We start from the raw sequence: 25,105 nt of genomic DNA on the forward strand, positions 1-25,105 counted from the left end.
TTCACTCCTCGTTTTCGTCCTCCTCGCTGTCGGTTCCCGCGTTGTCGGTGATGTTCGGGTAATCGTTGTCGGCCAGGGTGGGCAACCGTTCCCAGCCCCAGCGAATCCGTTCGTGCACTTCCGTGTCGAATCGTCCCACGGGGTGGCGGTAACGCAGTACGTAAACATGCCCCCACTTTTTGCGTTCCGGGCCGCTCGGGCGCAGTTCCGCGCTCAGGCGGGTCTGTTCCCATTCCCGCGCGGTCTGCACCCAGGCACCGCCCCAGGAGAGGTTGCTGATGTTGTCCGGCCAGGACGGGGGGAGCAGTTGGTCCACCGTCATCCGCACCCGAGGGGTGTCGGTGATCCCGTCGTTCACGGCGACCTGGTTGGCACACGGCCACTCGGCCGCGCCGATGTGGTTGGCCAGCACCGGGCGGTCCCGGGTGATCTCCGAGATCGGCCGTGCCGAGGTCAGCCGGGGTTCGGCGGCGGCGATCCAGGTGTGGGCACCGGTGACCCTGTCCTCCAGCGCCACGCGCACCCCCTCGGCCCGCGGGGGGATCCGCGCGCTCAGCTGCTGCCACTCCCGCAGCGGCATGCGCGTGTCCGGGGACAGTTCCCGTGAGCCCAGCACCCGCCACCGCGCGTTTTCGACGGCGCCGAACTCCACACGCAGGCGCTGGCCCCCCAGCGCCCCCGCCAGGGGGACGGTCACGTGCGTGCCCGCGCCGTTCCGGGGGATCCGGTACCAGCCCGTGGTCAGCTTCCCGGTTCCGGTGCTGGTGCCGTCCGGCACGTCGTCGTGCCAGAGCTCGGTGTGCCCGTCCCAGGGGCTGGTGGTCAACGGGACGGGACGGTCGGTGCGGAAGTCGCCCTCCAGTCGGGGAGGCCGCTCGGGCGGGGCCAGCCCACGCTCCACCGGAAGCTGCACCTCGACCGCTTCGGCCAGCCCGCACCCGTCCCCGAACATCGTGCGCACCCCGGAGGAGGCGATGGTCCATCCGGGCCACTGGGAGACCGGCGCGTAGGAGAAGCTCGCCACCAGCAGCAGCACCCCGGTCAGCGAGGCGGCTCCCAGCACGGCGCGGTCGGGGCTGAGCAGCACCGCCCTTCCCCGGCGTGCGCGCCAGTACCCCCAGGCGAGGGCCGCCCCGGCCACGCTCAGCCACACCACGGGGTTGCGCAGGTACAGCCACTCGACGTGCGGCTGGGTGTTCGCCGTGTCCGGATCCGGGTCCAGATGGTTGCCGAAGGGCTGACCCGCGTCGGAGAAGGGGATCCACCAGGTTCCCCCGGCGTAGCTCAACGAGATCACCGCGATCAGCAGCACCAGACTCGCGGTCGAGGCCACGGCCGCTCTACGACGGGGCAGCGGGGAGCGGATCAACGCCGCCGCCAGCAGGACCGTGGGCGCGGCCGCCGCGGCGTGGAAGTGGTTGACCCACTTGGTGGGGCTCAGGGACAGCAGGGCCAGCCCCACCGCGCTGGTGACGGCGCTGACCAGCAGCAGCCTGCGCACCGGGTCGCGTCCCGCCCCGGAGCGCCCGCTGCCCACCGCCACCACGGCGATCAGCGCGAGCGTGAGCAGCACCGGCAGCCGCCGGGCCCATCCCGCCGTGTCCAGCAGCGTCTCGTAGTGCTGGTACTCCTCGTACCAGGAGTACGACAGGTAGTACCACTGGTGGACGTCGTAGGCCTCCAGCACGTCCCCCAGGCTCGCGTCGGCGAAGCCGACAGGAACGATCACGCTGGCCGAGGCCAGCGCCAACAGTACCGCGCCGATCCGCGCCGACCAGGGTCTGCCGCGCAGCCAGCGGAACAGCCACGGCAGGCTCAACACCAACGGGGCGGCGGCGACCACCCCCGTGGGAGAGGCGGTGACACCGAGCACGGCGCACACCGTCGCCACCGCCAGCATCCCCACCGAACGCCGCAGCAGCGCCGCCTCGGCCAGCACCAGCGTGGCCGCCGCGCACAGCACGATCACCGGCTCGGGACGCAGCGTGGTCCCGTAGGGCAGGTACCACACCAGGTGCGCCACCAGCAGCGCCCACGGCACGATCCGCAGCCCCCCGGCCCGGCCCAGCACGGTGGCCAGCAGGATCCGCAGCAGGAACCAGGTGGCGATCCCGCAGACGGTGGGAACCACCCGCATCCACCACAGTGACCAGTCCCCGAGCCACCCCCAGAGTTGCAGCAGGTACTGGCTGAGCACGAACGGGTTCTCGGTGACGTTGAACATGTAGACGAAGTTGCCGACGTACCCGTTCTCGACGGCGTTGCGCGCCATCATCAGGTACCAGCCGTCGTCCATGTTCGTCGGGCCGAGGAAGATCCAGGCCACCGAGACGAGCACCAGCACCGCGTCGGCCGCGCCGGGGCGGGGCACCCGCAGGCGACGCATCGACCTGGTGCCGCCCCAGTGTCGCCAGGCCAGCACCAGGGTCGTCGCCAGGGCCAGCGCGTGGGCCAGCAGCAGCCCCAGCTTCAGCGCACTCGGCCGGGACTCGTAGCGCGCGTCGGTGTGCAGCCGCACCGACAGTCCCTCGGCCCCGGCGGTTCCCTCCGCGGCGGTCGACAGCTCCGCCACCTGTGGGGCGAGCAGTTCCGGCCGCCGCTGCAACGTGGTGTCCCCGCGCAGCAGCCGCACCCCGTCCCGCCCGGCCGTGATCCGGTAGGAACAGTCCCCCTCCGGGACGGGGGCGCTGTGCAGCGTCTCGCCCGAGACCCGGAAACGCACGGTGCCGTCCCCGGCGGTGACCGACAGTCCCTGCTGGCCGTCCGGGGGCTGGGTGCGCAGGACCGCCGCGCGCTCACCGGCCTCGGCGGCGCCGTTAACCTGGCGCACCGCCGCGCAGGGGACCACCGCCTCCATGCTCAACGGACGGTAGGGCGACAGCGGCACCACCGTGGAGACGGGAGGCTCCCCCTCCTCCGGCCAGGTGATCACGGGATCGTCCACCCGCACCGGGGCGAGCACCGCGAGAGCCCCCAGCAGCACCGTCAGCCCGGCCAGCAGCGCGATCCGCCGGTTCCCGCGCCGCGTGTGCCCGCCGTCGCTGGTGCCGGGGTGGGTCTCCGATGCGGGTCGTGCCGGTGGTGAGTGGTGTCCCATGCCCAGTGGTCTTCCGGCCGGCCGGTTCGTCGACCGCGCCCACGTGCGGCCCGGTCACGATCCTGGCGAGGTTGTCGGGTGGTGTTGCCCGCCCGGGGCGGGGTTTCCCGGTACCGCCCGGGACGGCTTCAGAAGGGGAGTCTGCGGAACACCGCGCGCGGCAGGTGCCGCAGCACGCTCATCACGTAGCGGAACTGGGGCGGGGCCCACACCAGTTCCCTGCCCTTGCGCACGGAGTCGACGATGATCCGGGCGACCTGCTCGGGGCTCCGGGCCAGCGGGGCCTCCTTCAGCCCCTCGGTCATCTTCGAGGTCACGTGCCCGGGACGCACCACGGTGACCTTCACGCCCGAGGGACGCAGCGCCTCGGTCAGCCCCGTGTAGAAGCCGTCCATCCCCGCCTTGGACGAGCCGTAGGCGAAGTTGGAACGCCGCACCCGCTCACCCGCCACGGAGGACAGCGCCACGATGTGGCCGTGCCCCTGCCTGCGCATCCGCTGGGCCAGCAGCACCCCCACGGTCACCGGGGCCACGTAGTTGATCTCGGCCATCTCCCGGGCCGCGTCCACGTCGGTCCACAGCCGCTCCTGGTCGCCCAGCACGCCGAAGGCCACCAGGGCGACGTCGATGTCCCCGTCGGCGAAGGCCTTGTCCAGCGCCTCGGCGTGGGTGTCGGGATCGCGCGCGTCGAACGCGACGGTGGTCACCGTGCTGCCCGTCTCCCGCAGCCGTTCGGCGGCCCGCTCCAACCGGTCGGAGGGGCGGGCGGCCAGCACGACGCGCAGCGGGCGCTGCCGGGCGTACTGCTCGGCCGTGGCCAGCGCGATGTCCGAGGTGCCGCCGAGCAGCAGCAGGGACTGGGGGTTGCCAACCGCGTCGATCACAGGTTCAGCCTCCTGGCCAGGTCGGAACGGAAGATTCCTTCGGGATCGACGGCGGCGCGTGTCCGGCGCCACTCGTCGATGCGCGGGTACATGCGTTCGATCATCTCGGGGGTGGTGCGGGACTCCTTGGCGAAGTACAGCCTGCCGCCGACCCCGAGCACGATCTCGTCGAGCTGGTCGCAGAGCGCGTGCAGCCCCGGCTTGATGGGGAAGTCCACGGTGATCGTCCAGCCCGGCGTGGGGAAGGACAGCGGAGCCCGGTTCCCCTCCCCCATGCGTTTGAGCACGTTGAGGAAGGACACGTGTCCGGAGCGGGCGATCAGCCGCATGATCCGGCGCAGCTCGTCCTCGGCGGAGAACGGGACGATGAACTGGTACTGCAGGAATCCCCTCGATCCGTAGGCCCGGTTCCACTCGCCGAACATGTCCAGCGGGTGGTAGAAGCTCGTCAGGTTCTGGATCAGCCCGCGCCCCTTCTTGGGTGCCTTGCGGTACCAGATCTCGCTCAGCGCGCTGAACGTGAACCTGTTGGCCAACCCGTTGGGGAACACGTCCGGGAAGGTCAGCAGCTGCGGGGCGTCGAACTTCAACGGGTGCGCCCGTAACTTCTTCGGAAGCTGGTCGAGGCGGGCCAGCGAGCCCCGCGAGAACACGGCGCGGCCCAGCTTCGGTCCGCTGGAGATCGCGTCGAACCAGGCCATCGAGTAGTCGTAGGACTCGTCCGAGCCGTTGCCGAACAGCTCCAGCGTTTCGTCGAGATCGGCCGTGCGGTCGTAGTCCGCGATGAAGTACGCCGACTCGGTGTGCTTCATCGCGATCCGCGCCCGGACCACGATCCCGGTCAGCCCCATGCCGCCGACCGTGGCCCAGAACAGCTCGGAGGACTCGCCGTCCGGGGTGAGCGTGCGCACCTCACCGTCGGCGGTCAGCAGGTCCAGGGAGAGCACGTGGCTGCCGAAGGACCCGTGCGAGTGGTGGTTCTTGCCGTGGATGTCCGAACCGATCGCCCCGCCCACGGTGACCTGGCGGGTGCCCGGCAGCACCGGTATCCACAGCCCGAAGGGCAGGGCCGCGCGCATCAGCCGGTCCAGGTCGACTCCCGCGTCGGTGTCCACGACGCCGCTGTCCGCGTCGATGGAGTGGATCCGGTCGAGCGCGGTCATGTCGACGACGGTGCCGCCCGCGTTCTGGGCGGGGTCCCCGTAGCTGCGGCCCAGGCCGCGCGCGATCACTCCGCGCTCGCCGGCCTCGCGCACCGCGCGGGCGATGGTGTCGACGTCCGGTGTGCTGACGACGCGGGCCGTGGTGGGCGCGGTGCGCCCCCACCCGCTCAGCCTCTTGTGCTCGTTGTTCACCGATCCCACTGGAGGGAGTCTATCGACGCGACACCGCACCGACCCGTCGGGTGACCGTGGCGCGGCGCGCCCGTCGCACCGGGTGACCGGCCCGCGGTGCGCTGCCGGGAACACGCCCCGCGGCCGTGCCGTGGCGGGCGGTGTGTCGAGGACACGTCGGTGCCGAACGGCGAGGGAGACTACACTCGCCGGGAAACCGGGGGGAGGCGGGTGTCGTGCGCGGTCTCCCGCGCCGCCCGTCGGGGAACCCGCGCGATGTCGTCGACAGCTGAGGTGAACTGGTGGCCGTGGCCGAGAGCACCGCCGAACCCGAGGTGAAGAAACTGGGGATCGTCAACCAACTGGTCCGTTTCGGACTCATCGGTGCCGTCTGCGCGTTGCTCGACTACGGCTCGTACATGACGCTGTTGGCCCTGGAGCTGCCGAACTGGCTGGCCCGGTCGCTGGCCTTCGTGCTCGGGACCTCCGCCTCCTACGTGGCCAACCGAAGACTCACCTTCGCCGGGGCCAACACCGGCAACACCAAGGCCAAGGCCGGTGCCTTCGTGGTGGTCTACGTCATCACCTTCTTCGTCAACATCGGCACCAACCAGCTGCTGTTCGTCTCCCTGCCCGAGTTCGGGTTCGGCTACGGCGAGCAGATCCGGTGGTCGCTGTGCTGGCTCGTCGGGCAGGCGCTCGGTACCGGGATCAACTTCGTGATGCTGCGCTGGGTGGTCTTCCGGGAGTGACCCCCGGCCTTCTCGGCTGAGCGGGTTTCCGGAACCGCGCTCGGCCGACGAGGGCGTCCGCCCCGCGGGGAAACCGGCTTCCGGCAGGACACCCGCCCGGCGGCCCCGGGGGTTTCCCGGGACAACCGGGCGGGTGGTGTGCGGGCACCTACTGGTTACCGGCTCCGCGCTGGTACTTCTTCCCGTCCCGGAACCCGATGTCGTCGCCGTTCGAGCTCTGCCGGGACGTGTCCCTGTTGTCGGAGCTGGGCACGTCGCCGGGCAGCTGCACCGGCCTGCTCACCGGCCCCGGGCTCCAGGTGCCCCAGTGGGTCTCCTGCTCGATCCGCATGGCCGCCTGCGCGGGAAGCGCCTCCGGGGCGTAGGGGTCCACCGCGTAGAGGGTTCCCCAGTCCCGGTGCATGTCCCCCCGCAGGTAGGTCGGCAGCTCCCGCATGCTGGTCGTCAGACTCATCCAGCCGAACGGTCCCGCCGCGTCGGGGGAGGACCAGCCCTGACCGACCGAGCGCAGCGCACCGCCGGCCGACACCCGGAAGCGGGGCACCTCGGCCACCCCGTGACTGATCTCCGGCAGTTGCAGACAGGGATGCTGGAAGGCGGCCGTCCACTCCACGAAGGTGGGGGCGTCGCCGATGAACTCGGTCATGTTCGTCAGGCGCGGGGCGCGCGGCGCGCTCACCGCCAGCCAGCCGTCCTCGCCCAGGGCCTGGTCCACGGCGATCACGCGGACCTGTTCGGCGTCCTCGGCCTTGCCGTCGACGCTGATCCGCGCGTCCCGCCACTCGGTGGTGGGGCTGGCCACCACGGGGCGACGGTCGGTGATCTCGAAGCCGTCCTCGGTCTGCTTGCCGAACTCGACGAACAGGCTGTTCGCCCCGCTCACCTTGCCCGCCAGGGCGAGCACGAGCGGCACCTCGCCGTCACGGGCACGCTCGGGCAGGTCGTACCACTGGGTGCGCAGCTCCCCGGTTCCGAGGTGGCGTTCGTCGTAGCTGCCCCACACCGGCGCCTTGTCGGTGCCCAGGCCGTAGGGGGGTTGCCAGTCGCGTTCGAACTGGTCGCTGCCGTCCCCGGGCGGGAGCCCGTTGTGGCGGTAGCCCTCCATCTTCGCCCCGAGGTACTCCTGCGGGGTCTCCCGGTCCTCGAGCCGGTCGGGTACCTCCAGGTCCGGTTCGGGGGTGCGGGGCTGTTGTCCCGCCACGGACAACATGCCCTCCAGCGGGTTCTGCTCCACGTAGACGTAGTCCGAGAGCCCGCAGCTGCGTCCGGCGAGCTGGCGGACCGAGTCCCAGCTGAGGCTGTAGCTGCCCCACTGCTCCTCGATGACCTTGCCGAAGATGGCCACCTCGCTGATGACCAGTAGCGCGCAGATCACCGACAGCGGGGCGGTGCCCAGTCGCAGAGCCCGGCTGCGGCGTTCGAGGCCGGTGCGGCCGTTGCGGTCCAGCTTCGGCGGCTTGGTCACGTGGGGCCGGTGCTCGTCGATGCGCAGGTGCTCGATGAAGGCCACCACCAGGGCGATCCCGGCGACCACCAGCAGGGCGGTGCTGGCCTCGTAGCCCGCCAGCGAGGGCGGCTTGTCGAACCAGGGAACTCCCCAACCGGAGACGTACCACCAGGCGTTCGGGCCGGTGGCCGCGAACGCGCAGATCAGCATCAGCCCGGCGAAGAAGGCCGCCCGGTTGCGGCGGGAACGCAGTACCGTGCTGCTGGTGGCCAGCGCGGTGAGCGCCGCCAGCGCACCCCCGACGGCGGCGAACACGCCGAAGTGGTGGGTCCACTTGGTGGGGGTGAGCATGAGCACGAAGAACGACAGTGCCGTGAGCCCGAGCAGCCTGCGGCTCGGCCCCAGCGCGGCTCCGCGGATGCGTCCGCGCCGCAACAGCACCACGGCGCAGGTGACCAGACACAGGATCACCAGCAGCACCGGGAAGCGCCGGGTGAGCGAGCCGTCGGCCGAGGCACTGAACAGCAGCGAGTAGCGGCTCAGTTCCTGGTACCAGCTCAGGCTGGGTCCGATCTCACCGCGCAGCTGGGTCGACTCGATCACCGACTGCCAGGTCTGGTCCCAGTAGACGATGTTGAGGATGAAGAAGCCGCAGGTCGAGATCGGAGCCAGCACAGGCAGCCAGCCGAACTCCCTGATCCGCTGGCGCACCAGTCGCAGCAGCGGTTTCAGCGCCACCACGTAGGGCAGCACCGCGATGAGCCCGTGCGGGTTCGCCCCCAGCGCCAGGGCCGCGCCGAACAGCCCCAGCGCGGCGGGCAGCAGCCTCCTGGTGGCCACGGAGCGTTCCACGGCGGCCAGGGCCAGCAGGGAGAAGAGCACCACCACGGGCTCGGGGCGCAGACCGTTGTTGTACGGCAGCCAGAAGGCGAGGAACACCGCGGCGGCGGCCCAGCCGGCAGCGCGGCTGCGCCGTACCTGCTGTCCCAGCCGGGGCAGGATCTCGCGGCTGATCAGCAGCCAGCTGACGATCCCCATCAGCAGGGCGGGCAGGCGCACCCACGGGGTGGCGGTGGAGATCCGCACCCACTGCGAGTAGAGCTCGTAGAACCACCCGAAGGGGGATTCGGGGGCGCCGAACCAGCGGTAGTAGTTGCTGATGTAGCCCGCCCCGTCCCTGGACCGGGCGATGGAGAGGATGTAGCCGTCATCGGAGGTCATCGCCCCGATGAGCCACCAGATCACCAGGGCGAGGATGACCGAGGCGTCCCGCCAGGTGGGTTTCCACCAGCCGGCGGGGACCAGCCGGGGTGCCCTGCGCCCCGCCCGTCGGTCGAGCCGGCGCAGCACGACCGCGCAGCCGACGAAGCACAGGGCCGCCAGGACGATGACCGTGAGCTTGAACGCCGTGATGGCGGTGGACCAGCGGGTGTCCACCTGGGCCCGGAAGGAGACGTCGGTCATCGGGTCCAGCTGGTCGTCGAGCTGGGAGAAGATCCCGGTGAGCTGGGGGCGCCGGTCCTCGCCCCGTACGCTGGCCAGCGTCTGGTCCCCCACCTCGGCCACCGTGCGCGAGGCGTCGGAGGAGACGGACAGGGTGCAGTCTCCGCTCGGCAGGGGAGTGGTTCCGAGCTGGCGGCCCTTGGACAGCAGGGTCAGCCTGCCGTCGTCCACCCGCAGCACCATCCCGGTGAGGTTGCCGTACTCGGCCGAGGGGGCGTTGGTGCTGAGCAGGGTGGCCGCGTTCTCGGTCCGCTCGTCCAGGCTCCGCACCGCCGCGCACGAGGCGGTGAACTCCAGCTCCACCGGCGAGTAGATCACCAGCGGCGCCGAGACCGGCTCGGTTCCCTGCGCGGTGGGCCAGCGCAGCTGCGTGATGTCGTGTCGCACGGGCAGGAACGGCACCGACAACGACAGGATCGTGCCGACGACGCCCAGCACGGCGGCGATCACACGGAGACGCTTCGCCCGTCTGGTGTTCGACGCTTCGCCACGGCCGGAGGGGTTGTCGGGTTGCTCCCCCGGATCCGGTCGCTCGTCTTCTTCCCGCCCGACGTTAAGCACGTGTGGAGAATAGTATCCCGCTCAGGCGCACTGATCCTCGGTACTGGCCGGTGTGGGGGGCGACACGAGGCGGGCGCACTGAACTGGAGTTTCACTCTTCCGGGCGGTGCGGTGCGTTTCCGTTTCGTCGTCGCCGCACCGAACGTCCGGTGTGACCGTTCGAGCCGCCTCCGCCCGGCCGAGGGACACGGCCGGGCGGAGGGCTTTCGTCAACGGCGGTAGAAGTGCTCGCGCCGTCCCTGCCGGAGCAGCCGCAGCCACTCCAGGAAGGTGCGCGGGCTCCGGCGCTGCCCCACGAAGTAGAGCCCGAAACGGACGATCTCCAGGGCTCCGATGAGCCGCATTCCCGGCTGGGCCAGCAGGTAGCCGCGGTTGCGGTAGGTGTAGTAGCGCTTGGTGGGGTTCTCGGGGTCCTGGGCGTGGAACCTGCCGCCCAGCATCGGTTTGAACTCCGCCGACCCGTCGGGGTGCAGGAAGCGGGTGCGCAGCGTCGTGCCGAACGGCAGCCCCGAGCGCACCAGCCTGCGGTGGACCTCCACCTCGTCGCCGCGGACGAACAGCCGGTAGTCGGGCACCCCGACCACGTCCAGCGTGCCGGCCCGGAACAGCGCCCCGTTGAACAGCGAGGCGATGCCGGGCAGGAAGTCCCGCTCGGAGCCCTGCCCACGCAGTTCCTCGGGGCGGCGTTTCCAGGTCAGCCCGCGCCGCAGTGGGAAGGCCAGCCGGTGGGGACGGTCGATGTCGACCACCACCGGCGAGACGGCGGCCAGCCCTCGGTCCTCGGCCTCCTCCAGCAGGGTCCGCAGGGCGTGCTCGTCGGCCGGGCGTCCGTCGTCGTCGCCGAGCCACACCCACTCGGCCCCCAGAGCCAGCGCGTGCATCATCCCGAGCGCGAAACCCCCGGCTCCGCCGAGGTTCCGCCGGGAGGGCAGGTAGGTGGACGGCACCGGGCACCGCGCCACCGTCTCCGCGGCGGGTTCCTCCGGCCCGTTGTCCACCACGACCAGGTGGTCGGGCACCCGGCTCTGGTCGGCGAGCACCTTCAGGGACTCGGCCAGCGACTCCCGACGGTTGCGGGTGACGATCACGGCCACGACCGCCCCGGCGGGCAGCGGGGCGGACTGTTCGGGTGCTGTCATCAGGTCTCGTTGCTTCCGATGGTCGCGGTCGGGTCGGACTCGTTCTGCCGCATCCGCTCCAACGCCTTGGGGCTGAGGTTCTCGAAGGGGTCCTTGCCCTTGTAATGGGTCAGCACCTCGCGCAGCGAGCCCTGCTCCTTGATCCCGCCCTTCTCCATCCAGATGGCGGAGTCGCACAGTTCGGCCAGGAACTCGTCGGAGTGCGAGGCGAACACCAGCAGCCCGGAGCGTTTCACCAGCTCGGTGAGTCTGCCCTTGGCCTTGTCCAGGAACTCGCTGTCCACGGCGCCGATGCCCTCGTCCAGCAGCAGGATCTCCGGGTCGATGGAGGTGACCACGCCCAGCGCCAGCCGTACCCGCATCCCGGTGGAGTAGGTGCGCAGCGGCATCTCCAGGTAGCGGCCCAGCTCGGAGAAGTCGGCGATGTCGTCGATGCGCTTCTCCATCTGCTTGCGGCTCATGCCCAGGAAGAGTCCGCGGATGATGATGTTCTCCAGCCCCGAGATCTCCGGGTCCATGCCCACGCCGAGGTCGAAGACCGGGGCGACCTTGCCCTCGATGCGCGCGTGTCCCCTGGTGGGCTCGTAGATCCCGGACAGCAGGCGCAGCAGGGTGGACTTGCCCGCCCCGTTGTGGCCGACCAGGGCGACGCGCTGGCCGTGCCGCAGCGAGAGGTTGATGTCGTGCAGCGCCTCGATGATCGGAACCTTGTTGTCGGTTCCGATCTTGCCTCCCGTCTTGCCCAGGACCGTTTTCTTCAGCGAGCGCGACTTCGCGTCGAAGATCGGGAAGTCGACCGCTGCGTTCCACACATCGATGCTGACCATGTGACGTGCTCCCGATCAGATCCAGTAGGTGACGCGGGCGCGGTAGTTGCGCAGCACGAGCAAGGCGATCATCCATCCGAGCACCGTGATGCCGGCGACCACGGCCCAATTGGTCCATACGATCTCGGAGCCCAGCAACGGATCGCGCACGATCTCGATGTAATGGTACAGCGGGTTGAGCTTGGCCAGGCTCAGGTCACCGCCGCGTTGTTCCAGGATCTGGGCGTTCCACACGATCGGCGTCATGAAGAAGATCAGCTGCATCAGGCTGCCGACGACCGGCGGGATGTCGCGGAAGCGGGTGCTGATGATCCCGAACAGGGTGGCCACCCAGGCGCCGTTGGCGAACAGCAGGAGCACGGCCGGTATCGCCAGGAAGAAGGACCAGCCGATCGGCATCCGCATGATCGCCAGCACGATGAAGTAGATGATCAGGTTGTGCCCGAACAACAGGATCTGCCGCCAGGTGAGCCGCAGGATGTGCACGGTCAGCGGGGCGGGCAGATGCTTCATCAGCCCCTCGTTCTGGATGAACACCTCGGTGCCGTCGGTCAGGCAGCCCGAGATGAACCCCCACACGATGAAGCCGACCGCCACATAGGGCAGGTGGGTGTGGAGGTCCTGGCCGAACAGCTTGGCGTAGAGGATCCCCAGCGCGGTGACGGTCATGCCCATGCTGATGGTGATCCACAGCGGGCCGATCACCGAGCGCCGGTAACGCTGCTTGATGTCCTGCCAGCCGAGATGCGCCCACAGTTGCCGCTGCTGCGCACCCTCGACGATGTCGGTGAACGCTTTGCGCCAGCTTCGAGATGATGTTTCCGGCGGCGCGGCCGGTCGCTCTGCCGTGCTGGTTGCCTGCACGATGTGCAGCGTACCGACCGGGGCGTGTCGCGTTGCGGTGGGCTTGCCCCCGACAGATCCGTCCTGTTCGTCCCCGAGAGGCCGGATGAGCTCCGTTCGTCCGGTTCGAGGAGGCACACCTCGCCCCGGTGCGGGGCCGGGGCGGGGCGGAAGGCCGGGGTGGTTGCCCCGGAGTGAGATCCCTCGCTTTCCCGCTCAGAGGTACTGGCCGGGGGAGCCGCGGTGTCCCTGGCCCGAGGAACCCTCCGCATCCCCGGAGGGGAGGGCACCCTGCCGCATCTTCTCCAGCTGGGTGCGGGCGGCCAGCTGCTGGGCGTACAGCGCGGTCTGCAGCCCGTGGAACAGGCCCTCCAGCCACCCCACGAGCTGGGCCTGGGCGATCCGCAGCTCGGAGTCGGAGGGGGTCTCCTCCTGGGTGAAGGGCAGCGAGAGCCTGTCCAGCTCCTCGATCAGCTCCGGGGCCAGTCCCTGCTCCAACTCACGGACGGAGGACCGGTGGATCTCCTTGAGCCGGTTGCGGCTGGCCTCGTCCAGCGGAGCGGCACGGACCTCCTCGAGCAGCTGTTTGACCATCGTGCCGATGCGCATCACCTTGGTGGGCTGTTCGACGAGCTCGCCGAGGTCCTGCTCCTGGCCCTGCTCGTCGGAGGAACCCGCGCCGGAACCACGGGCATCCCCTTCCGAGGAGGCCTCCGAGCCGGAGCCGCCCGGCGCGTTCTCCCCACCGACCACGAACATTCTTCCGGGTTCGATGTCCCTACCGTCCATGTCCCCATAGTGGCCGCCCGTGACCCCGGAGTGCGAACGCGGCCCCTCGGAAGAGGGAGGGATGCCGGTGGGAACAGCCGCCGGGCCGGCCCAGCCCGGGCCTCATCCGGTGGTGAGCAGTACCTTTCCGTGGACACCGCCGGCCTCCAACAGCTCGTGCGCCCGGGCCGCCTCGGACATGGGGTAGGTGCTGTGCACCACGGGGCGCACCTCGCCGCGCTCGATCATCGGCCACACGCGCTGCCGCACGTCGGCGACGATGCCGGCCTTGCCGTTCGGTCCGTCCAGCGGGCGACCGCGCAACCCGAGCGCGGAGACGCGTATCCGCTTGACCAGCATCTTGCCCAGGTCCAGCTCGGCCTTGCGTCCGCCCTGCAGGCCGATCACGGCCAGGTGCCCGTCCTGAGCCAGGGCGCTGAGGTTGCGGTCCAGGTAGGAGGCCCCCATGTTGTCCAGGATCACGTTGGCCCCGCCCATCTCCTTGACCTCGGCCACGAAGTCCCCGTCGCGGTAGCTGACCGTGGTTTCCGCGCCGAGCTCGGCGCACAGCCGCAGCGAGGCCTCCGAACCGGCGGTGGCCGCCACCCGTGCTCCGAGCGCGCGGCCGATCTGGATCGCACAGGTTCCGATACCGCCGGAACCGCCGTGCACCAGCAGCACCTGGTCGCGGGAGAGACCGCCCTCCTGCACCACGTTGGACCACACGGTGCACACGACCTCGGGAAGCGCGGCGGCCTCGACGAGGTCGACGCCCTCGGGGATCGGCAGTACCTGGGTGGCGGGCGCTATCACGCGTTCGGCGTAGCCGCCTCCGGCCAACAGGGCGCACACCCGGTCGCCCACCTGCCAGTTGGTCACTCCCTTGCCGAGTGCGGCCACGGTCCCCGAGCACTCCAGGCCGGGCAGTTCACTCGCCCCGGGAGGGGGTGGATAGGACCCCTGGCGTTGCGCCAGGTCCGCCCGGTTGATTCCGGCCGCCGCCACGTCGATGGCGACCTCGCCCCGTCCGGGTTCGGGGGTGGGCTGCTCCCGCCATTCCAGTACCTCGGGATCGCCGGGTTCGCGGATCGTGATCGCGTGCATGTCCCGACCGTAGCGCCGTCCGGCGGCGGTGGCGGGCACCCGTGCGATCCGGTCGGCGTGTCGGGGTTTCCGTACGAGGCACGCGGAAACGCCCTCTCGTTTTCGGGAAAAACGGGAAACGTCGTCCGGGAGGGCTTTTTTCGTGTTCCCGCCTTCCGGCGTCCGGTGTGGAACTCTTGACTTATCCGGATCGTTCCCCGAATTTTTGAGCGGCACGTATTCACCCGATACGGGGAGCATGATGACAGTGCACAGAGTTCGTAGTGGACGGTTGGCCTCCGCGCTGTTCGCGGCGGGCGCCGTCGTGGCGGCCTCGGCGGCCCCGGCCGCCGCGTTTCCGCAGCAGAGACCGGCTCCCGTGGACACACCCACGGTCAACGACGTGAACAGGCACCTGGTGGCCTTCCAGCGCATCGCCGACCGCAACGGCGGAACGCGCGCTTCGGGAACCCCCGGTTACCAGGAGAGCGTCGACTACGTCGCCAACAGCCTTCGCCGGGCCGGATTCCGGGTGTCCACACCCGAATTCGACTTCACCAAGTACCAGCTCGACTCCGTCTCCCTCGACGTGGCGGGCGAGTCGGTCGAGACCGACGCGCTGGAGTACTCCCCCGCCACTCCGGAAGACGGGATCCGGGCCCCGCTGTCGGTGACGCCCGTGGACGACTCCACCGGCTGCCAGGCCGCCGACTACGACGGTGCCGACGTGGCCGACACCATCGTGCTGATCAAGCGGGGAGCCTGCACCTTCGCCAAGAAGCAGCGTCTGGCTGCCGAGCAGGGCGCCGAGGCGGCGATCATCTACAACAACGTCGAGGGTGAGCTCAACGGAACCCTCGGCGGGGCCGACGCGGGCGTCATCCCGACCGCCGGGGTCACCAAGGCCACCGGGGCCGAGCTGGTCGAGCGCGCGGGCACCACCGCCACCCTGGACCTGCGGGCGAGCTTCGACGAGATCACCACCGAGAACGTGATCGCCGAGACCCGCACCGGCCGTGAGGACAACGTCGTGATGGCCGGGGCCCACCTGGACAGCGTGGACGAGGGAGCCGGCATCAACGACAACGGGACCGGCAGCGCCGGACTGCTGTCCACCGCGCTGAGCATGGGCGGCACCCCCGACGTGAACAACGCGGTGCGCTTCGCCTGGTGGGGAGCCGAGGAGTCCGGGCTGATCGGCTCCACCGAGTACGTCAAGGGGCTGAGCTTCCAGGAACAGCTCGACATCGCGATGTACCTGAACTTCGACATGATCGGCTCGCCCAACGCGGGCTACTTCACCTACGACGGTGACGACTCGGACGGGGTGGGCGCCGGACCCGGGCCGCACGGCTCCGCCCAGATCGAGCAGGACTTCGTCGAGGCGATGAGGAACCAGGGCATCGAGGTCGAGGGCACCGACTTCAACGGCCGCTCGGACTACGGGCAGTTCATCGCCGAGGGCATCCCCGCCGGGGGACTGTTCACCGGCGCCGGGGGTGTCAAGACCGAGGAGCAGGCCGCCAAGTGGGGCGGTGAGGCCGGAGTCGCCTACGACCCCAACTACCACACCGCTGAGGACAACCTGGACAACGTCGACCGCAGCGCGTTGATCCGCAACACCAGGGCGATGGCCGAGGTGGTGGACCACTACGGCCAGACCACCGAGGAGGTCAACGGCATGCGGAGCAGGGCCGAGCGGGCCCAGCTGCGGCGCATGGCCGCGGCCGAGCCGATGTCCCTGCACGACGCGCGGCAGTCCCACGGGCACTCCTGCCAGCTGCCGCTGAAGTGATCCGGCGAGCACGCACCGCACGGTGAGACACGGCGGGGCACATCCCGTGCCCCGCCCCCCGCGCGCGGAGGAGAGAGGAGGACTGTCCCGGTTCCTCCGCGGTCGGGTCAGTCCAGTGCGCGCCGCAGGAAGAACCTGATGCCCAGCGCACCGAAGAGCAGGCAGGCCAGCACCAGCGCCAGGACGCACACCCACGGGGGCATGTGCGGGATCCCGGGAAGCAGCGCTCCCCGCATCCCCTCGCTGACGTAGGTCAGCGGATTGAACGCGCACACCACCTGGAACCAGCGCAGATCCTCCAGTTGGGCCCACGGGAACTGGCTGGCTCCGGTGAAGATGAGCGGGGCCAGGATCACGGCGAACATGATGTTGATCCGGCGCGGCGGAACGGCGGCTCCGACGGTCAGTCCCACGGCGCCTCCGGCGAGGGAGCCCAGCACCATGCACAGCACGGCGAAGGGCAGCCCGGACAGCTCCCAGTCGACGCTGCCCAGCATGACCAGCCCGATCGGGAACATCAGCAGCGCGGCGAACAGTCCGCGCAGCGCCCCGAACAGCATCTTCTCCACGGCCACCCACGTGATCGGCAGCGGCGCCAGCAGCCGGTCCTCGATCTCCCGCGAGTAGGAGAAGTCCAGCACCAGCGGGAAGGACGTGTTCTGCAGCGCCACCAGGAAGGCGTTGAGCGCGATCATGCCGGGCAGCAGGATCTGTGCGTAGCCGGGCTGGGTGTAGCCGAGCTGGCCCAGCACCTTGCCGAAGATGAACAACAGGGCCACCGGCTGCACCAGGACCTGCGCCAGAAAGCTCGGCAGCTCCCGTCCGGTGACGAACACGTCCCGCCCGAGCACGGCGGTGAAGGCGCGAACCGATCTCGCCGTGGTGGTCAACGCAGATCCCTGCCCGTCAGTTCGATGAACACGTCCTCCAGGCTCGCCGAGCCCAGTGCCAGGTCGGTGACCGCCACCTCCTGCTCCTGCAGCCGTGCCGCCACCGGACCGAGCAGGGGACCCGCCTCCCCGTCGACGTACAGCCGCAGCCGGATCCGCTCGGTCACCTCCGTCCCCGCCGGAGGTCCCAGGTCCTCCACCCGCTGGACTCCCGGGACCTCGGACAGCATCCCGGTGATCTTCTCGGGGGCCGTCCCGTTCGGATGGACGGTGGCGTCCACCGTCCCGCTGCCGGGCAGGGACCTGATCAGCTCGTTCGGGGTGTCGACCGTGAGCATCCTGCCGTGGTCGACGATGCCCACCCGGTCCGAGAGCTTCTGTGCCTCGTCCATGTCGTGGGTGGTCAGCACCACGGTGATCCCGGCGGAGCGCAGGTCGCCGATCCTGTCGTGCAGGAACAGCCGCGCCTGCGGGTCCAGGCCGGTGGAGGGCTCGTCCAGGAAGAGCACCTCGGGGTGGTGGATCAGGGCGCGGGCGATCATCAGCCGCTGGGACTGGCCCCCGGAGAGGTCGTCCACGCGGGCCCGGGCCTTGTCCGCCAGCCCCATCCGGTCGAGCAGCTCGTCGGCGAGGGAGTGCCGTTCGCGACGCCCTATCCCGTGGTAGGTGGCGTGGAACAGCAGGTTCTGGCGGGCGTTCAGCGAACGGTCCAGGTTGACCCGTTGGGGGACGACCGCCACCTTGGTCTTGGCCGCGACCGGGTCGCGACCCACGTCCACCCCGCCGATCAGGGCTTTTCCGGAGGTGGGCACGATCCGGGTGGTCAGGATTCCCACCGTGGTGGTCTTGCCCGCCCCGTTGGGACCGAGCAGTCCGAAGATCTCGCCGCGTCGTACCCGGAAACTCAGCCCGTCCACGGCGTTGTGCCTGCTCTTGGGATAGCGCTTGACGAGGTCCGCCACGTCGACGGCAGCGGTCACGTTCTCCCCCTTCGTCCACGTGGCTGGTGCCCCCGGGCCCCGGTTGATTGTACTCCCGCGGGCCGGTGCGGGGGACGGATTCTCCGCCGGGTCCGTCGGGTTGCGGCCGTTCGCGCGGGGTGCCCCCGGTGTTGGTCGATTCCGGTGCGGGTCGCTACGCTACGGGACCGGAAGCGTGGCAGAGCGGCCTAATGCACTCGCCTTGAAAGCGAGCGGCCCGAGAGGGCCCGCGGGTTCGAATCCCGCCGCTTCCGCCGCTGTGACCGGGGAAGACGCCGAGCGTTACGCTCAGGAACGCTCGGCGTCGACACGGTTGGTTGCATTCGTGGTTGCATTTGGGGCGTCAGGTTGTCGTGTCGAGCCCGTTTTCCGTGCCTTCGCCCCCCGCTGCTTCAGCTCTTTTCGAACTCCACAGCAACCCTCCAACCTCGTTCGCCACGTCGCGCCGGATCGCTGCCGTAACGTGTTGGTACCGAGCGGCCATCGCTGTGTTCGACCAGCCCATGACCCCCATCACTGTTCGTTCAGGCACTCCGAGAAGCAGGAGTACCGTAGCGGCTGTGTGCCGCGCGTCGTGCAAACGTCGCTCCGCCACGCCTGCTTGTTCGAGCAGGCTCTTCCATTCCGCATGGTCAGTGCGATGGTTGAGTGGAGCTCCCCTCTGTGTGGTGAACACGTAATCGCTGTCCTGCCAGAGCTGGCCAGCCTGCCACTTCTCCTCGGCCTGTTCCCGTTGGTGCGTCCTGAGTAGCTCCACAAGCTCGTCTGGGAGTCCCATCCCACGCTTGCCAGCCTTCGATTTGGTGCTTGCTGTCTCTTCCCGAAGAGAAACCCTCTGAGGGCAGTGCCCCCCCGTGTTTGTAGCCGCACGGCTGAGAACAGCCATGGGCCCACTTGGGGCGGATCCGATTACGACGTACAACGAGTGTGCCCGCTTCCAAGTCGATATCGCTCCATTGCAATCCCAACACTTCGCCTTGTCGTAGTCCGAGCGCGAGAGCTATTGCCCAGCGTGAACTGTTGCGACGTAGCTTCGCCGTAGTAAGGATACTCTTTACTTCTTCGACAGAGTACGGTTCGACTTCTGTTTCTTCCACTTTTGGTGCTTTGGCAGTTTTCGCGGGGTTCTCCTTGATATGTTTCCGCTTTACGGCTTCATTTAGAGCAGCTCGAATGGTGCGATGCACCTGATGTGCGTTTCCTGAAGAGGCTCCTGATTTCATCATATTCCTGTACAGGCGTTCGAGATGTTCAGGCTCCAGTTGGGTCAACCAGTGGGATCCGATTCCCGGGATCAAGTGAACGCGTACCGCGTTGTCATAGGCGTCCCATGCGTTCGCTGTAATCGCCGGTGGTGCGACTATGTTGTGCAGCCAATGGTTCAGCCATTGATGAACCCTCCAGGACTCGCCAGTTTTGCGGACTTTCCCCTCTTCGCGCTCGCGCTCCAGTCGTCGAACCTTTTCTGAGACTTCCTCCTGTGTTTTCCCACGAACATGGCGACGGTCCGGCTTCCCGTTGTCTTTCTTGCCAACGGTCACATAGCCGTGCCACCCATCTTTGCCTTCGTATATCGTAGAGCGACCACTTGCATTCCTGGTGTTTTTCTTGCGCGGCAAGTAAACCTCCGGGGTGTATTGGCTGTTTGCCCGCCCTGAATTAGGCGAACTCAGGGCGGGTGGAGAGATGAATTGGACGCGATTCAGCGATTTCTCTGCTGAGGATCAGACTGTTTTCTGTTGCTCTGCAAGGTGTGCCGTGTATCGGGTTACCTCTGAGGCTGGAACACGGCGTAGTCTTCCGATCAGAACTGAAGCGAGCTCGCCGGATCTTACCAGGGAATACGCTTTTGTTCTTCCTATGCCGAGCCGTTGAGCGGCCTCGCTTACCGTTAGCAATTCTCGATCGGTCTGAGACCGAGGCTGGGGCACAGAATGTTCTTGCTCTTCTTCCTGCCTCTGTTCTTTCGCCAGTAGGGCCGCGAGTTCGACCAAACGTGCCGCGATCTCGGCTGAGCGATCCGTCATGCTGCTCCCTCCTGAGGGGCGTGCCGGTGGGTCGTCCCGGCCGTCCCAGGCGTCCCGATGCTGGTCAGGCTGGGACGGCTGGGTGTGCTGGGACGGGTTGTGCCGTCCCAGTGGGGTGGTTGGTCGGGTGGTGTTTCGGTGCGGCTGGGACGGCTTGGGCCGTCCCAGGGAGGGGTGCCGTCCCGCTGTGCGCTGGGGTGGGACGCTTGGGACGGCTGGGACGGCTCTGTGGCCTCGGGTGGGCAGTAGCGGTTCCAGGCGTCGAGGAAGTCGGCTCGGCGGTAGCCTTTGGCTTGGGAGCCGTCGGGGAAGCGGGTGTTGCCGCTTCGGATGCCGAATTCGGCCAGCAGTCGGGCGAGTCGGGCGGCGGTGAGGCCGTGCTGGCCTTGTTCGTGCCAGGGGGCTTCGGCGTCGTTGTTAAGCCGGTCCAGCAGGTAGCGGGTGGTTATGGCCGCGTGGTCGCCGAAGGCGGTGCGGCAGTCGGTGAGCAGCCTGATGGTCAGGGATTCCTGGTCTTGGTGGTCGGCTTCGGCCAGTAGTAGGCGGGCGGCGTGGCGGGCGCGGTCGGGCCAGCTGCCGCCGGCGTGGTCGGCGACGATGATCAGTGGTTCCCAGGTGTCAGCGGCGCGGTCTTCGACGGGCAGCTCGGGTTCGGCGTGTTCGAGCTGGTGGATGTCGCCGCGCAGCCATTGGGTGAGGCGGTCGGCGAGCTGGCTGAGGTGGGGCCGGTCGCGGCGGTGCCGGTAGGGGGCGACGGTTTCGCCGGGGGCGCGACGTCGCATGTGGATGACCACGGCGCGGTCTTCGATGGTGTCGGGCATCGCGCCGATCCCGGCCAGGGCGGCCATCGCGAAGGTCGGAATGCTTTCGACCTGGTTGGATGCGGCGTCGTAGCGTTTGGCGGGTCGGTTGCGCTGGTGTCCGGCGTTGAGCAGCCCGCGGAGGTCTTCGTTGCCGTCCGCCTTCGCACCGAAGATCGTGTCTGCCTCGTCGACCAACATCGTGGGTGGGTCGTCGCTGATGCTGCGATACACCGCCGAAGGGGAGGAGTTCACGGTCAGAAACGGGTCGTGGCAGGTGGCTTCGATGATGTCGACCAGGCGTGATTTGCCGCAGCGTTTGGCGGGGCCGCGGATGACCAGACGCGGAGCGTGGGCCCAGGCGGGTTGGGCGTGGGTGGCGGCGATCCACAGCACCACGGCGTCGGTGGCTTCGGGGCTGGGCAGCACCACGTAGCGGGTCAGGGCCGCGTGCAGCTCGTCGAGCAGGACCTCGCCCGGACTGGTGGTGGCCGGTTCGGTGTCGTTAGTCATGGCTGGTGTGCTCGTTTCCGTGGTCGGGGACTGGTCAGTCATGCGGCGTCGTGGTCGGCCAGGTGTCGTGGCCGTTGTGCTCCGGTGGTCAGGCCGGAGGTGATGGTTTTGTCGCGTTGGGTGGGGGTGTAGGCCCCGTCGGTGAGGTGCTGCTGGCTGGCGTGCTGGAGCACGTGGCGGACTTCGGCCTCGGTGAGGGCTCCGCCGGCGACGAGTTGTCCGAGGGCGCAGGCGGCTAGGAACAAGGTGTGGTTGCGGGTGCCTGGTGTGGCTGTGCGCACGCGATCGGCCTCGGCTCCGAGTGCGGCCTTGAGGTAGCCGGAGCGGTGTGTGGAGGCGATCTCACGAGGCGCTGAGTCGGGCACAGACGGGCTGGGAGAGAGCCGCTGGGCCAACCATCCGGGCAGCGGTACGGGGTCGCGGTCGTCGTAGAGCTCGTAGGACCCGGTTGGCAGGGTCGATCCCGGGGCGACGACGTAGCCGCCGCGCGCGCGGGTGTCGACCAGCCAGCCGAGTTTGCCGGTGGTGGTGCTGTAGTCGGTGCCCGCGGGGGCGCGGTAGTAGAGGTGCCAGCCCCCGGACGGGGTGCGCACGGTGTAGGTGGCCGGGATGGCCTCGCCCTGGCGGTGGGCCAGGTACTGCAGCACCTCGGCGCCGGTGGACACGCCGAGAATGCTCCAGCGGTCCGGAGCGGACTCGCCGGGTTTGTGCACGTCGAGGTCGATGACCACCTGCCCGGCTTCTCCGGCGGCCAGTCCGATGTTGTAGGCACCGGTCGTCCAGCACCGGTCGATGACCTGGGGGTCGGTGGTGGCGCGCTGTTCCCACCCGAGGTGCCTGTCGGAGCAGGGGCCGGTGCCGGGGCAGCGGCTGCGCCCGTGCAGCGCGGGGCGTTTCCCGTCCGGTACGAGCGGGAACACGGGCCATCCGTGCTCGGCGAGGTCGCGGGCGGATCGACGCAACTGCTCAGCGGTACTCACGGTGATTCACCTCCTAGGGGCGTGTGGTGTGGTCAGAGCGACCATCCGGACAGGCGGCCTGTGCGGGCGAGCTTGTGTCCGAGGCGGGTGATGGGGCCGCTGTTCCACCACACGAAGGACCGGGCTCGCGACAAGGCCCGGCCGTGGCTGACGCCGTGGGCGTAGTGCTGGAACAGGGCGTGGTCGTCGCTGGCGCAGCCGGCCACGGCCCGCCGGGCGTTGGCGAGGAACACCATGCCGTGGTGTTGGGCCACGAACCGGGCGTGGGCCTCGGCCCCGGCCAGGATCGCGGCCAGGAAGGCGAGCCGGTCGGGGATGTGACTGTCGTCGACACGGCACAGCCCTTCGGCATCGCCGTCTTTGAGCCACACCTGAAGCGAGTGCACCCGCACCCGGGCCTTGCGGAAGGCCAGTGCGTGCCCGGCCTCGTGGACGGCGGCGGCCAGCAGCTCGGGGGACTGATCGGTGGGTGACATGGGGTGGTCTCCCTTCCATTGACTACTCTGTGTGTCTGCGTGGGGGTGTGTTGGGGGAGGGAACCGTCAGGGAAGAGGTGAGGGAATGTGGCTGGGGTGAGGGGAAATTCCCTGTCGGGTTCCCTGGGGTGGTTCCTTCGTTGTGTGCTGGGAAAATAGTGGTGGAGGGAATGAGGGAGTTCCCTCCGTGGAGGCGTTTGCGGCCCCGGTGTGGCGGGGTTTTGTGCTAGGGCTGTGGGTTCCCTCCCTCGCGGTCGGCGAGGGCGTGGTGAACACGTTCTGCGTATACGGTGAGGACGCTGGTTTTGGGCACGGTCACGCCGTGCTCGGCCAGTTGGTCGGCCAGTCCTTGGCCGGAGAGGTGTTTGTAGGGGGTGTAGTGGGGTGCGAGGTCGCGGAGTCGGGAGGCCATGTCGGTGGCTTTGACCTTGTCGTCGCCGTGGAGGCATTCGGCCACGTCGGACAGCAGGTCACGGGTCTCGGGTTGGGTCGATTCGAGCGGTGCTTGGTGTGCTGCTTGCTCGTGCACGGCCAGGGCTCGCTCGGTCAGTTCGGGCAGAACCTCGGACGGGATCATGAAGCCGCAGCACATCGCCCAGTTCGCGTCCGGGACCAGGCCGACGGTGACGGACTTGCCGCGGTCGCCGTGGTACTTCTTGTTGCCCGGTCGCAGGCTGGTCGCGGTCACCCCTCGCTTGTAGGACCCCGACCCGAGCAGCCCGTCGTTGGCGGGCTGGTCGACCACGGAGTAGGCCACCCGCTGCTGGCTCTGCCGGGTCACTCCCTTGGGGATGGATTGGGCGTCGGCGGACTGGGTGGAGTAGATGACCAGGATGCCGTATTTGCGGGCGAGCTTGGCCAGGTCTTCGGCATAGGCCGAGATCTCGGTGCGCAGCTCCTTGTCCCTGTGCTGGAACGCTTGGTGGATTTCGTCGAAGACGGCCACGATCGGTTCGAACCCGGCGTCGGAGGCGGTGTCGTACCCGTGGGCTTCCATGTACTCGCCCCGGCGTTCCAGTTCGGTGTAGAGCTCTTTCATTTCCTCCAGGACGGCGGCGATCGTTTCCCGGCCGAGTCCGGTGCGGTAACGCTCCAGGCGTGGCCGCATCGCGGCGAAGTCGTTGTTGCTGGCGAGCACGTAGACCCGGATGCGGGCCCGCGGGTCGAACATCGCTCCGCAGACCAGAGTGCGCACGAACTGACTCTTGCCCTGCCCGGGGCGGCCGCCGACCAGGTACGAGGCCCCGTCCACGGGGGCGATGATGGTGCGCCCGTCCAGGGTGCGTCCGATCGGCACCCCCTGGTACAGGTCGATCGCCTCGGTACGTTCCAGCCACGGCCAGGACGGGGCGTTGCCGTCCAGCGAGCCGCGGTCGGCGATCCACAGGTTCAGCAGCCCCTCGTCCTCGCCCACCGAGGGCCACACCTCCACCGAGGCCCGCGCCAGCGCGGCCGCCAACTTCGTGGACTGCTTGATGACTTCGGACGCGGCGGTGCCACCAGGTAGCCGTACCTGGGCGGTGATGCCCACGTCCTTCTCGCCGTCCTCGTTGGTCGTGCGGTGCGGCATTGCCGTGTACTGCAGCGGCAGCCCCTGCTTGAGGTGGTCGTTGATCGCCTTGATCCCGAGCGTGCCCAGGGCTTGGGCGATCGTGGTCTCGTCGATGACCACCGCCTGACTCGGCGCGGCCGCACCGGACTGGGCCCACTGCGGCGCTCGTCCGGTGCTGCGGCCCAGGGCGTAGCCGGCCACCCCGATCACGCCGAGCCCGGCCAGCGCCAGCCACGGCAGCATCGTGCCCGCCCACAGTGCCCAGTCGGCGCCGGTGGCCAGCGCGTCCCCGAACCCGGCCCACACCCCGGTGAAGGTGGTGCCGCCGGGGCGGATCTGGGCGACCATCCCGGCCACCGTCAACAGCGCCAGCAGCCCGGCCGAGAACATGCCCAGCACCTTCGGAGTCTTGCTGGCAGCCTGGAGCAGGGTTTTTACCCGGGCCATGCGGGCATCGGCCGATGCTTGCTTGCGGGCTTCCAGCTCGGCCACCTGGCCCAGGTCCCCGGCCGCGCGGGCGGCGCGGATGGCCTCGTTGAGATCGCCGAAGGTCAGCCGTGCCCAGCCCCGGCGGGCCAACTCCCAGGTGCCGACCGTGGCGTAGGAGCCGTGCCGGGCCGTGACACGGCCTATCACAGTGGCAGCGGGCAGTCCTGTGTCGACCGTCCACCTACGTACGTCGGAGGCAGCCCCCCGCAACGCGGGCGGGATCCGCCCGGCACGGCGTGCCGGGGCGCGTTCGGTGTCCGGGGCCAACTCCGCTCCGGGCGCATCCTCCGCCGTGGTGGCGGTGGGCTGTTCGGACGTGGGGGCGGTGTCGGCCAGGTCGGGGGCGGTGGCTCCGCCGTCAGCGG

General features: G+C 69.2%; 18 protein-coding genes, 1 tRNA gene and 1 pseudogene. 3 read left to right on the forward strand and 17 right to left on the reverse strand.

Going from position 1 to position 25,105, the window contains the following annotated elements; genetic code table 11:
• Position 1: 1 nt before the first annotated feature.
• The 3 genes from CEP50_RS12555 to CEP50_RS12565 all read right to left on the reverse strand — a co-directional run bounded on the left by CEP50_RS12555 (position 2) and on the right by CEP50_RS12565 (position 5,345).
• Positions 2 to 3,097 carry an arabinosyltransferase domain-containing protein gene (locus CEP50_RS12555; protein ID WP_106114138.1) on the reverse strand — a complete coding sequence of 1,032 codons (3,096 nt, stop codon included), beginning with the start codon at positions 3,095 to 3,097 and terminating at the stop codon, positions 2 to 4.
• A gap of 128 nt (positions 3,098 to 3,225) precedes the next feature.
• A complete protein-coding gene (locus CEP50_RS12560) occupies positions 3,226 to 3,981 on the reverse strand; it encodes a decaprenylphospho-beta-D-erythro-pentofuranosid-2-ulose 2-reductase (RefSeq protein WP_106114139.1) in 756 nt (251 codons plus the stop codon).
• Positions 3,978 to 5,345, reverse strand: coding sequence for an FAD-binding oxidoreductase (locus CEP50_RS12565; RefSeq protein WP_219905456.1), 1,368 nt, complete (start codon positions 5,343 to 5,345; stop codon positions 3,978 to 3,980). The genes CEP50_RS12560 and CEP50_RS12565 overlap by 4 nt, the downstream gene beginning before the upstream one ends.
• A 272-nt stretch (positions 5,346 to 5,617) precedes the next feature.
• Here CEP50_RS12565 and CEP50_RS12570 point away from each other — a divergent pair, with 272 nt between their 5' ends.
• Positions 5,618 to 6,067 carry a GtrA family protein gene (locus CEP50_RS12570; RefSeq protein WP_106114140.1) on the forward strand — a complete coding sequence of 150 codons (450 nt, stop codon included), beginning with the start codon at positions 5,618 to 5,620 and terminating at the stop codon, positions 6,065 to 6,067.
• Between the two features lie 148 nt (positions 6,068 to 6,215).
• On the opposite strand, the gene CEP50_RS12575 is transcribed toward CEP50_RS12570, so the two are convergent.
• The 6 genes from CEP50_RS12575 to CEP50_RS12600 form a co-directional block, all read right to left on the reverse strand.
• On the reverse strand, positions 6,216 to 9,578 hold the full coding sequence (locus CEP50_RS12575) for an arabinosyltransferase domain-containing protein (RefSeq protein ID WP_258175193.1): 3,363 nt from the start codon (positions 9,576 to 9,578) through the stop codon (positions 6,216 to 6,218).
• Positions 9,579 to 9,787: 209 nt separating this feature from the next.
• Entirely contained in the window at positions 9,788 to 10,717 is a 930-nt protein-coding gene (gene glfT1, locus CEP50_RS12580) for a galactofuranosyltransferase GlfT1 (RefSeq protein WP_106114142.1), read from the reverse strand.
• Positions 10,717 to 11,544, reverse strand: a complete 828-nt coding sequence (gene wzt / locus CEP50_RS12585; RefSeq protein ID WP_106114143.1) for a galactan export ABC transporter ATP-binding subunit Wzt/RfbE — start codon at positions 11,542 to 11,544, stop codon at positions 10,717 to 10,719. The genes glfT1 and wzt overlap by 1 nt, the downstream gene beginning before the upstream one ends.
• A gap of 15 nt (positions 11,545 to 11,559) precedes the next feature.
• Positions 11,560 to 12,408: a galactan export ABC transporter permease subunit Wzm/RfbD gene (gene wzm, locus CEP50_RS12590; protein WP_106114157.1), complete on the reverse strand. Its 849-nt coding sequence runs from the start codon at positions 12,406 to 12,408 to the stop codon at positions 11,560 to 11,562.
• A gap of 195 nt (positions 12,409 to 12,603) precedes the next feature.
• Positions 12,604 to 13,176, reverse strand: coding sequence for a bacterial proteasome activator family protein (locus tag CEP50_RS12595; RefSeq protein WP_106114144.1), 573 nt, complete (start codon positions 13,174 to 13,176; stop codon positions 12,604 to 12,606).
• A gap of 102 nt (positions 13,177 to 13,278) precedes the next feature.
• Complete coding sequence (locus CEP50_RS12600; RefSeq protein WP_106114158.1) at positions 13,279 to 14,259, reverse strand: NAD(P)H-quinone oxidoreductase; 981 nt, start codon at positions 14,257 to 14,259, stop codon at positions 13,279 to 13,281.
• A gap of 241 nt (positions 14,260 to 14,500) precedes the next feature.
• On the opposite strand from CEP50_RS12600, the gene CEP50_RS12605 reads away from it, so the two are divergent.
• A complete protein-coding gene (locus CEP50_RS12605; protein WP_258175194.1) occupies positions 14,501 to 16,033 on the forward strand; it encodes a M28 family metallopeptidase in 1,533 nt (510 codons plus the stop codon).
• A 107-nt stretch (positions 16,034 to 16,140) separates the two neighbouring features.
• On the opposite strand, the gene CEP50_RS12610 is transcribed toward CEP50_RS12605, so the two are convergent.
• Together CEP50_RS12610 and CEP50_RS12615 are read right to left on the reverse strand one after the other, a co-directional pair.
• On the reverse strand, positions 16,141 to 16,923 hold the full coding sequence (locus tag CEP50_RS12610) for an ABC transporter permease (RefSeq protein WP_106114146.1): 783 nt from the start codon (positions 16,921 to 16,923) through the stop codon (positions 16,141 to 16,143).
• Positions 16,920 to 17,903: an ABC transporter ATP-binding protein gene (locus CEP50_RS12615; RefSeq protein ID WP_106114147.1), complete on the reverse strand. Its 984-nt coding sequence runs from the start codon at positions 17,901 to 17,903 to the stop codon at positions 16,920 to 16,922. Before CEP50_RS12615 ends, CEP50_RS12610 begins: the two co-directional genes overlap by 4 nt.
• A 169-nt stretch (positions 17,904 to 18,072) precedes the next feature.
• Here CEP50_RS12615 and CEP50_RS12620 point away from each other — a divergent pair.
• Positions 18,073 to 18,157, forward strand: a tRNA-Ser gene (locus CEP50_RS12620).
• 89 nt (positions 18,158 to 18,246) lie between these two features.
• On the opposite strand, the pseudogene CEP50_RS20590 reads toward CEP50_RS12620, so the two are convergent.
• The 6 genes and pseudogenes from CEP50_RS20590 to CEP50_RS12650 form a co-directional block, all read right to left on the reverse strand.
• Positions 18,247 to 19,522: pseudogene (locus CEP50_RS20590) on the reverse strand (tyrosine-type recombinase/integrase).
• Positions 19,523 to 19,627: 105 nt separating this feature from the next.
• On the reverse strand, positions 19,628 to 19,930 hold the full coding sequence (locus tag CEP50_RS12630; RefSeq protein WP_106114148.1) for a helix-turn-helix domain-containing protein: 303 nt from the start codon (positions 19,928 to 19,930) through the stop codon (positions 19,628 to 19,630).
• Positions 19,927 to 21,243, reverse strand: coding sequence for a DUF3631 domain-containing protein (locus CEP50_RS12635; protein WP_106114149.1), 1,317 nt, complete (start codon positions 21,241 to 21,243; stop codon positions 19,927 to 19,929). The genes CEP50_RS12630 and CEP50_RS12635 overlap by 4 nt, the downstream gene beginning before the upstream one ends.
• Positions 21,244 to 21,281: 38 nt before the next feature.
• Positions 21,282 to 22,223, reverse strand: a complete 942-nt coding sequence (locus tag CEP50_RS12640; RefSeq protein WP_106114150.1) for a bifunctional DNA primase/polymerase — start codon at positions 22,221 to 22,223, stop codon at positions 21,282 to 21,284.
• A gap of 32 nt (positions 22,224 to 22,255) precedes the next feature.
• On the reverse strand, positions 22,256 to 22,699 hold the full coding sequence (locus CEP50_RS12645; RefSeq protein ID WP_106114151.1) for a hypothetical protein: 444 nt from the start codon (positions 22,697 to 22,699) through the stop codon (positions 22,256 to 22,258).
• 226 nt (positions 22,700 to 22,925) lie between these two features.
• Positions 22,926 to 25,105: FtsK/SpoIIIE domain-containing protein (locus CEP50_RS12650; protein ID WP_106114152.1), on the reverse strand; the 2,180-nt coding region annotated here is incomplete at its 5' end.

Source organism: Actinopolyspora mortivallis, from assembly GCF_003001495.1.
Taxonomy (GTDB): domain Bacteria; phylum Actinomycetota; class Actinomycetes; order Mycobacteriales; family Pseudonocardiaceae; genus Actinopolyspora; species Actinopolyspora mortivallis_A.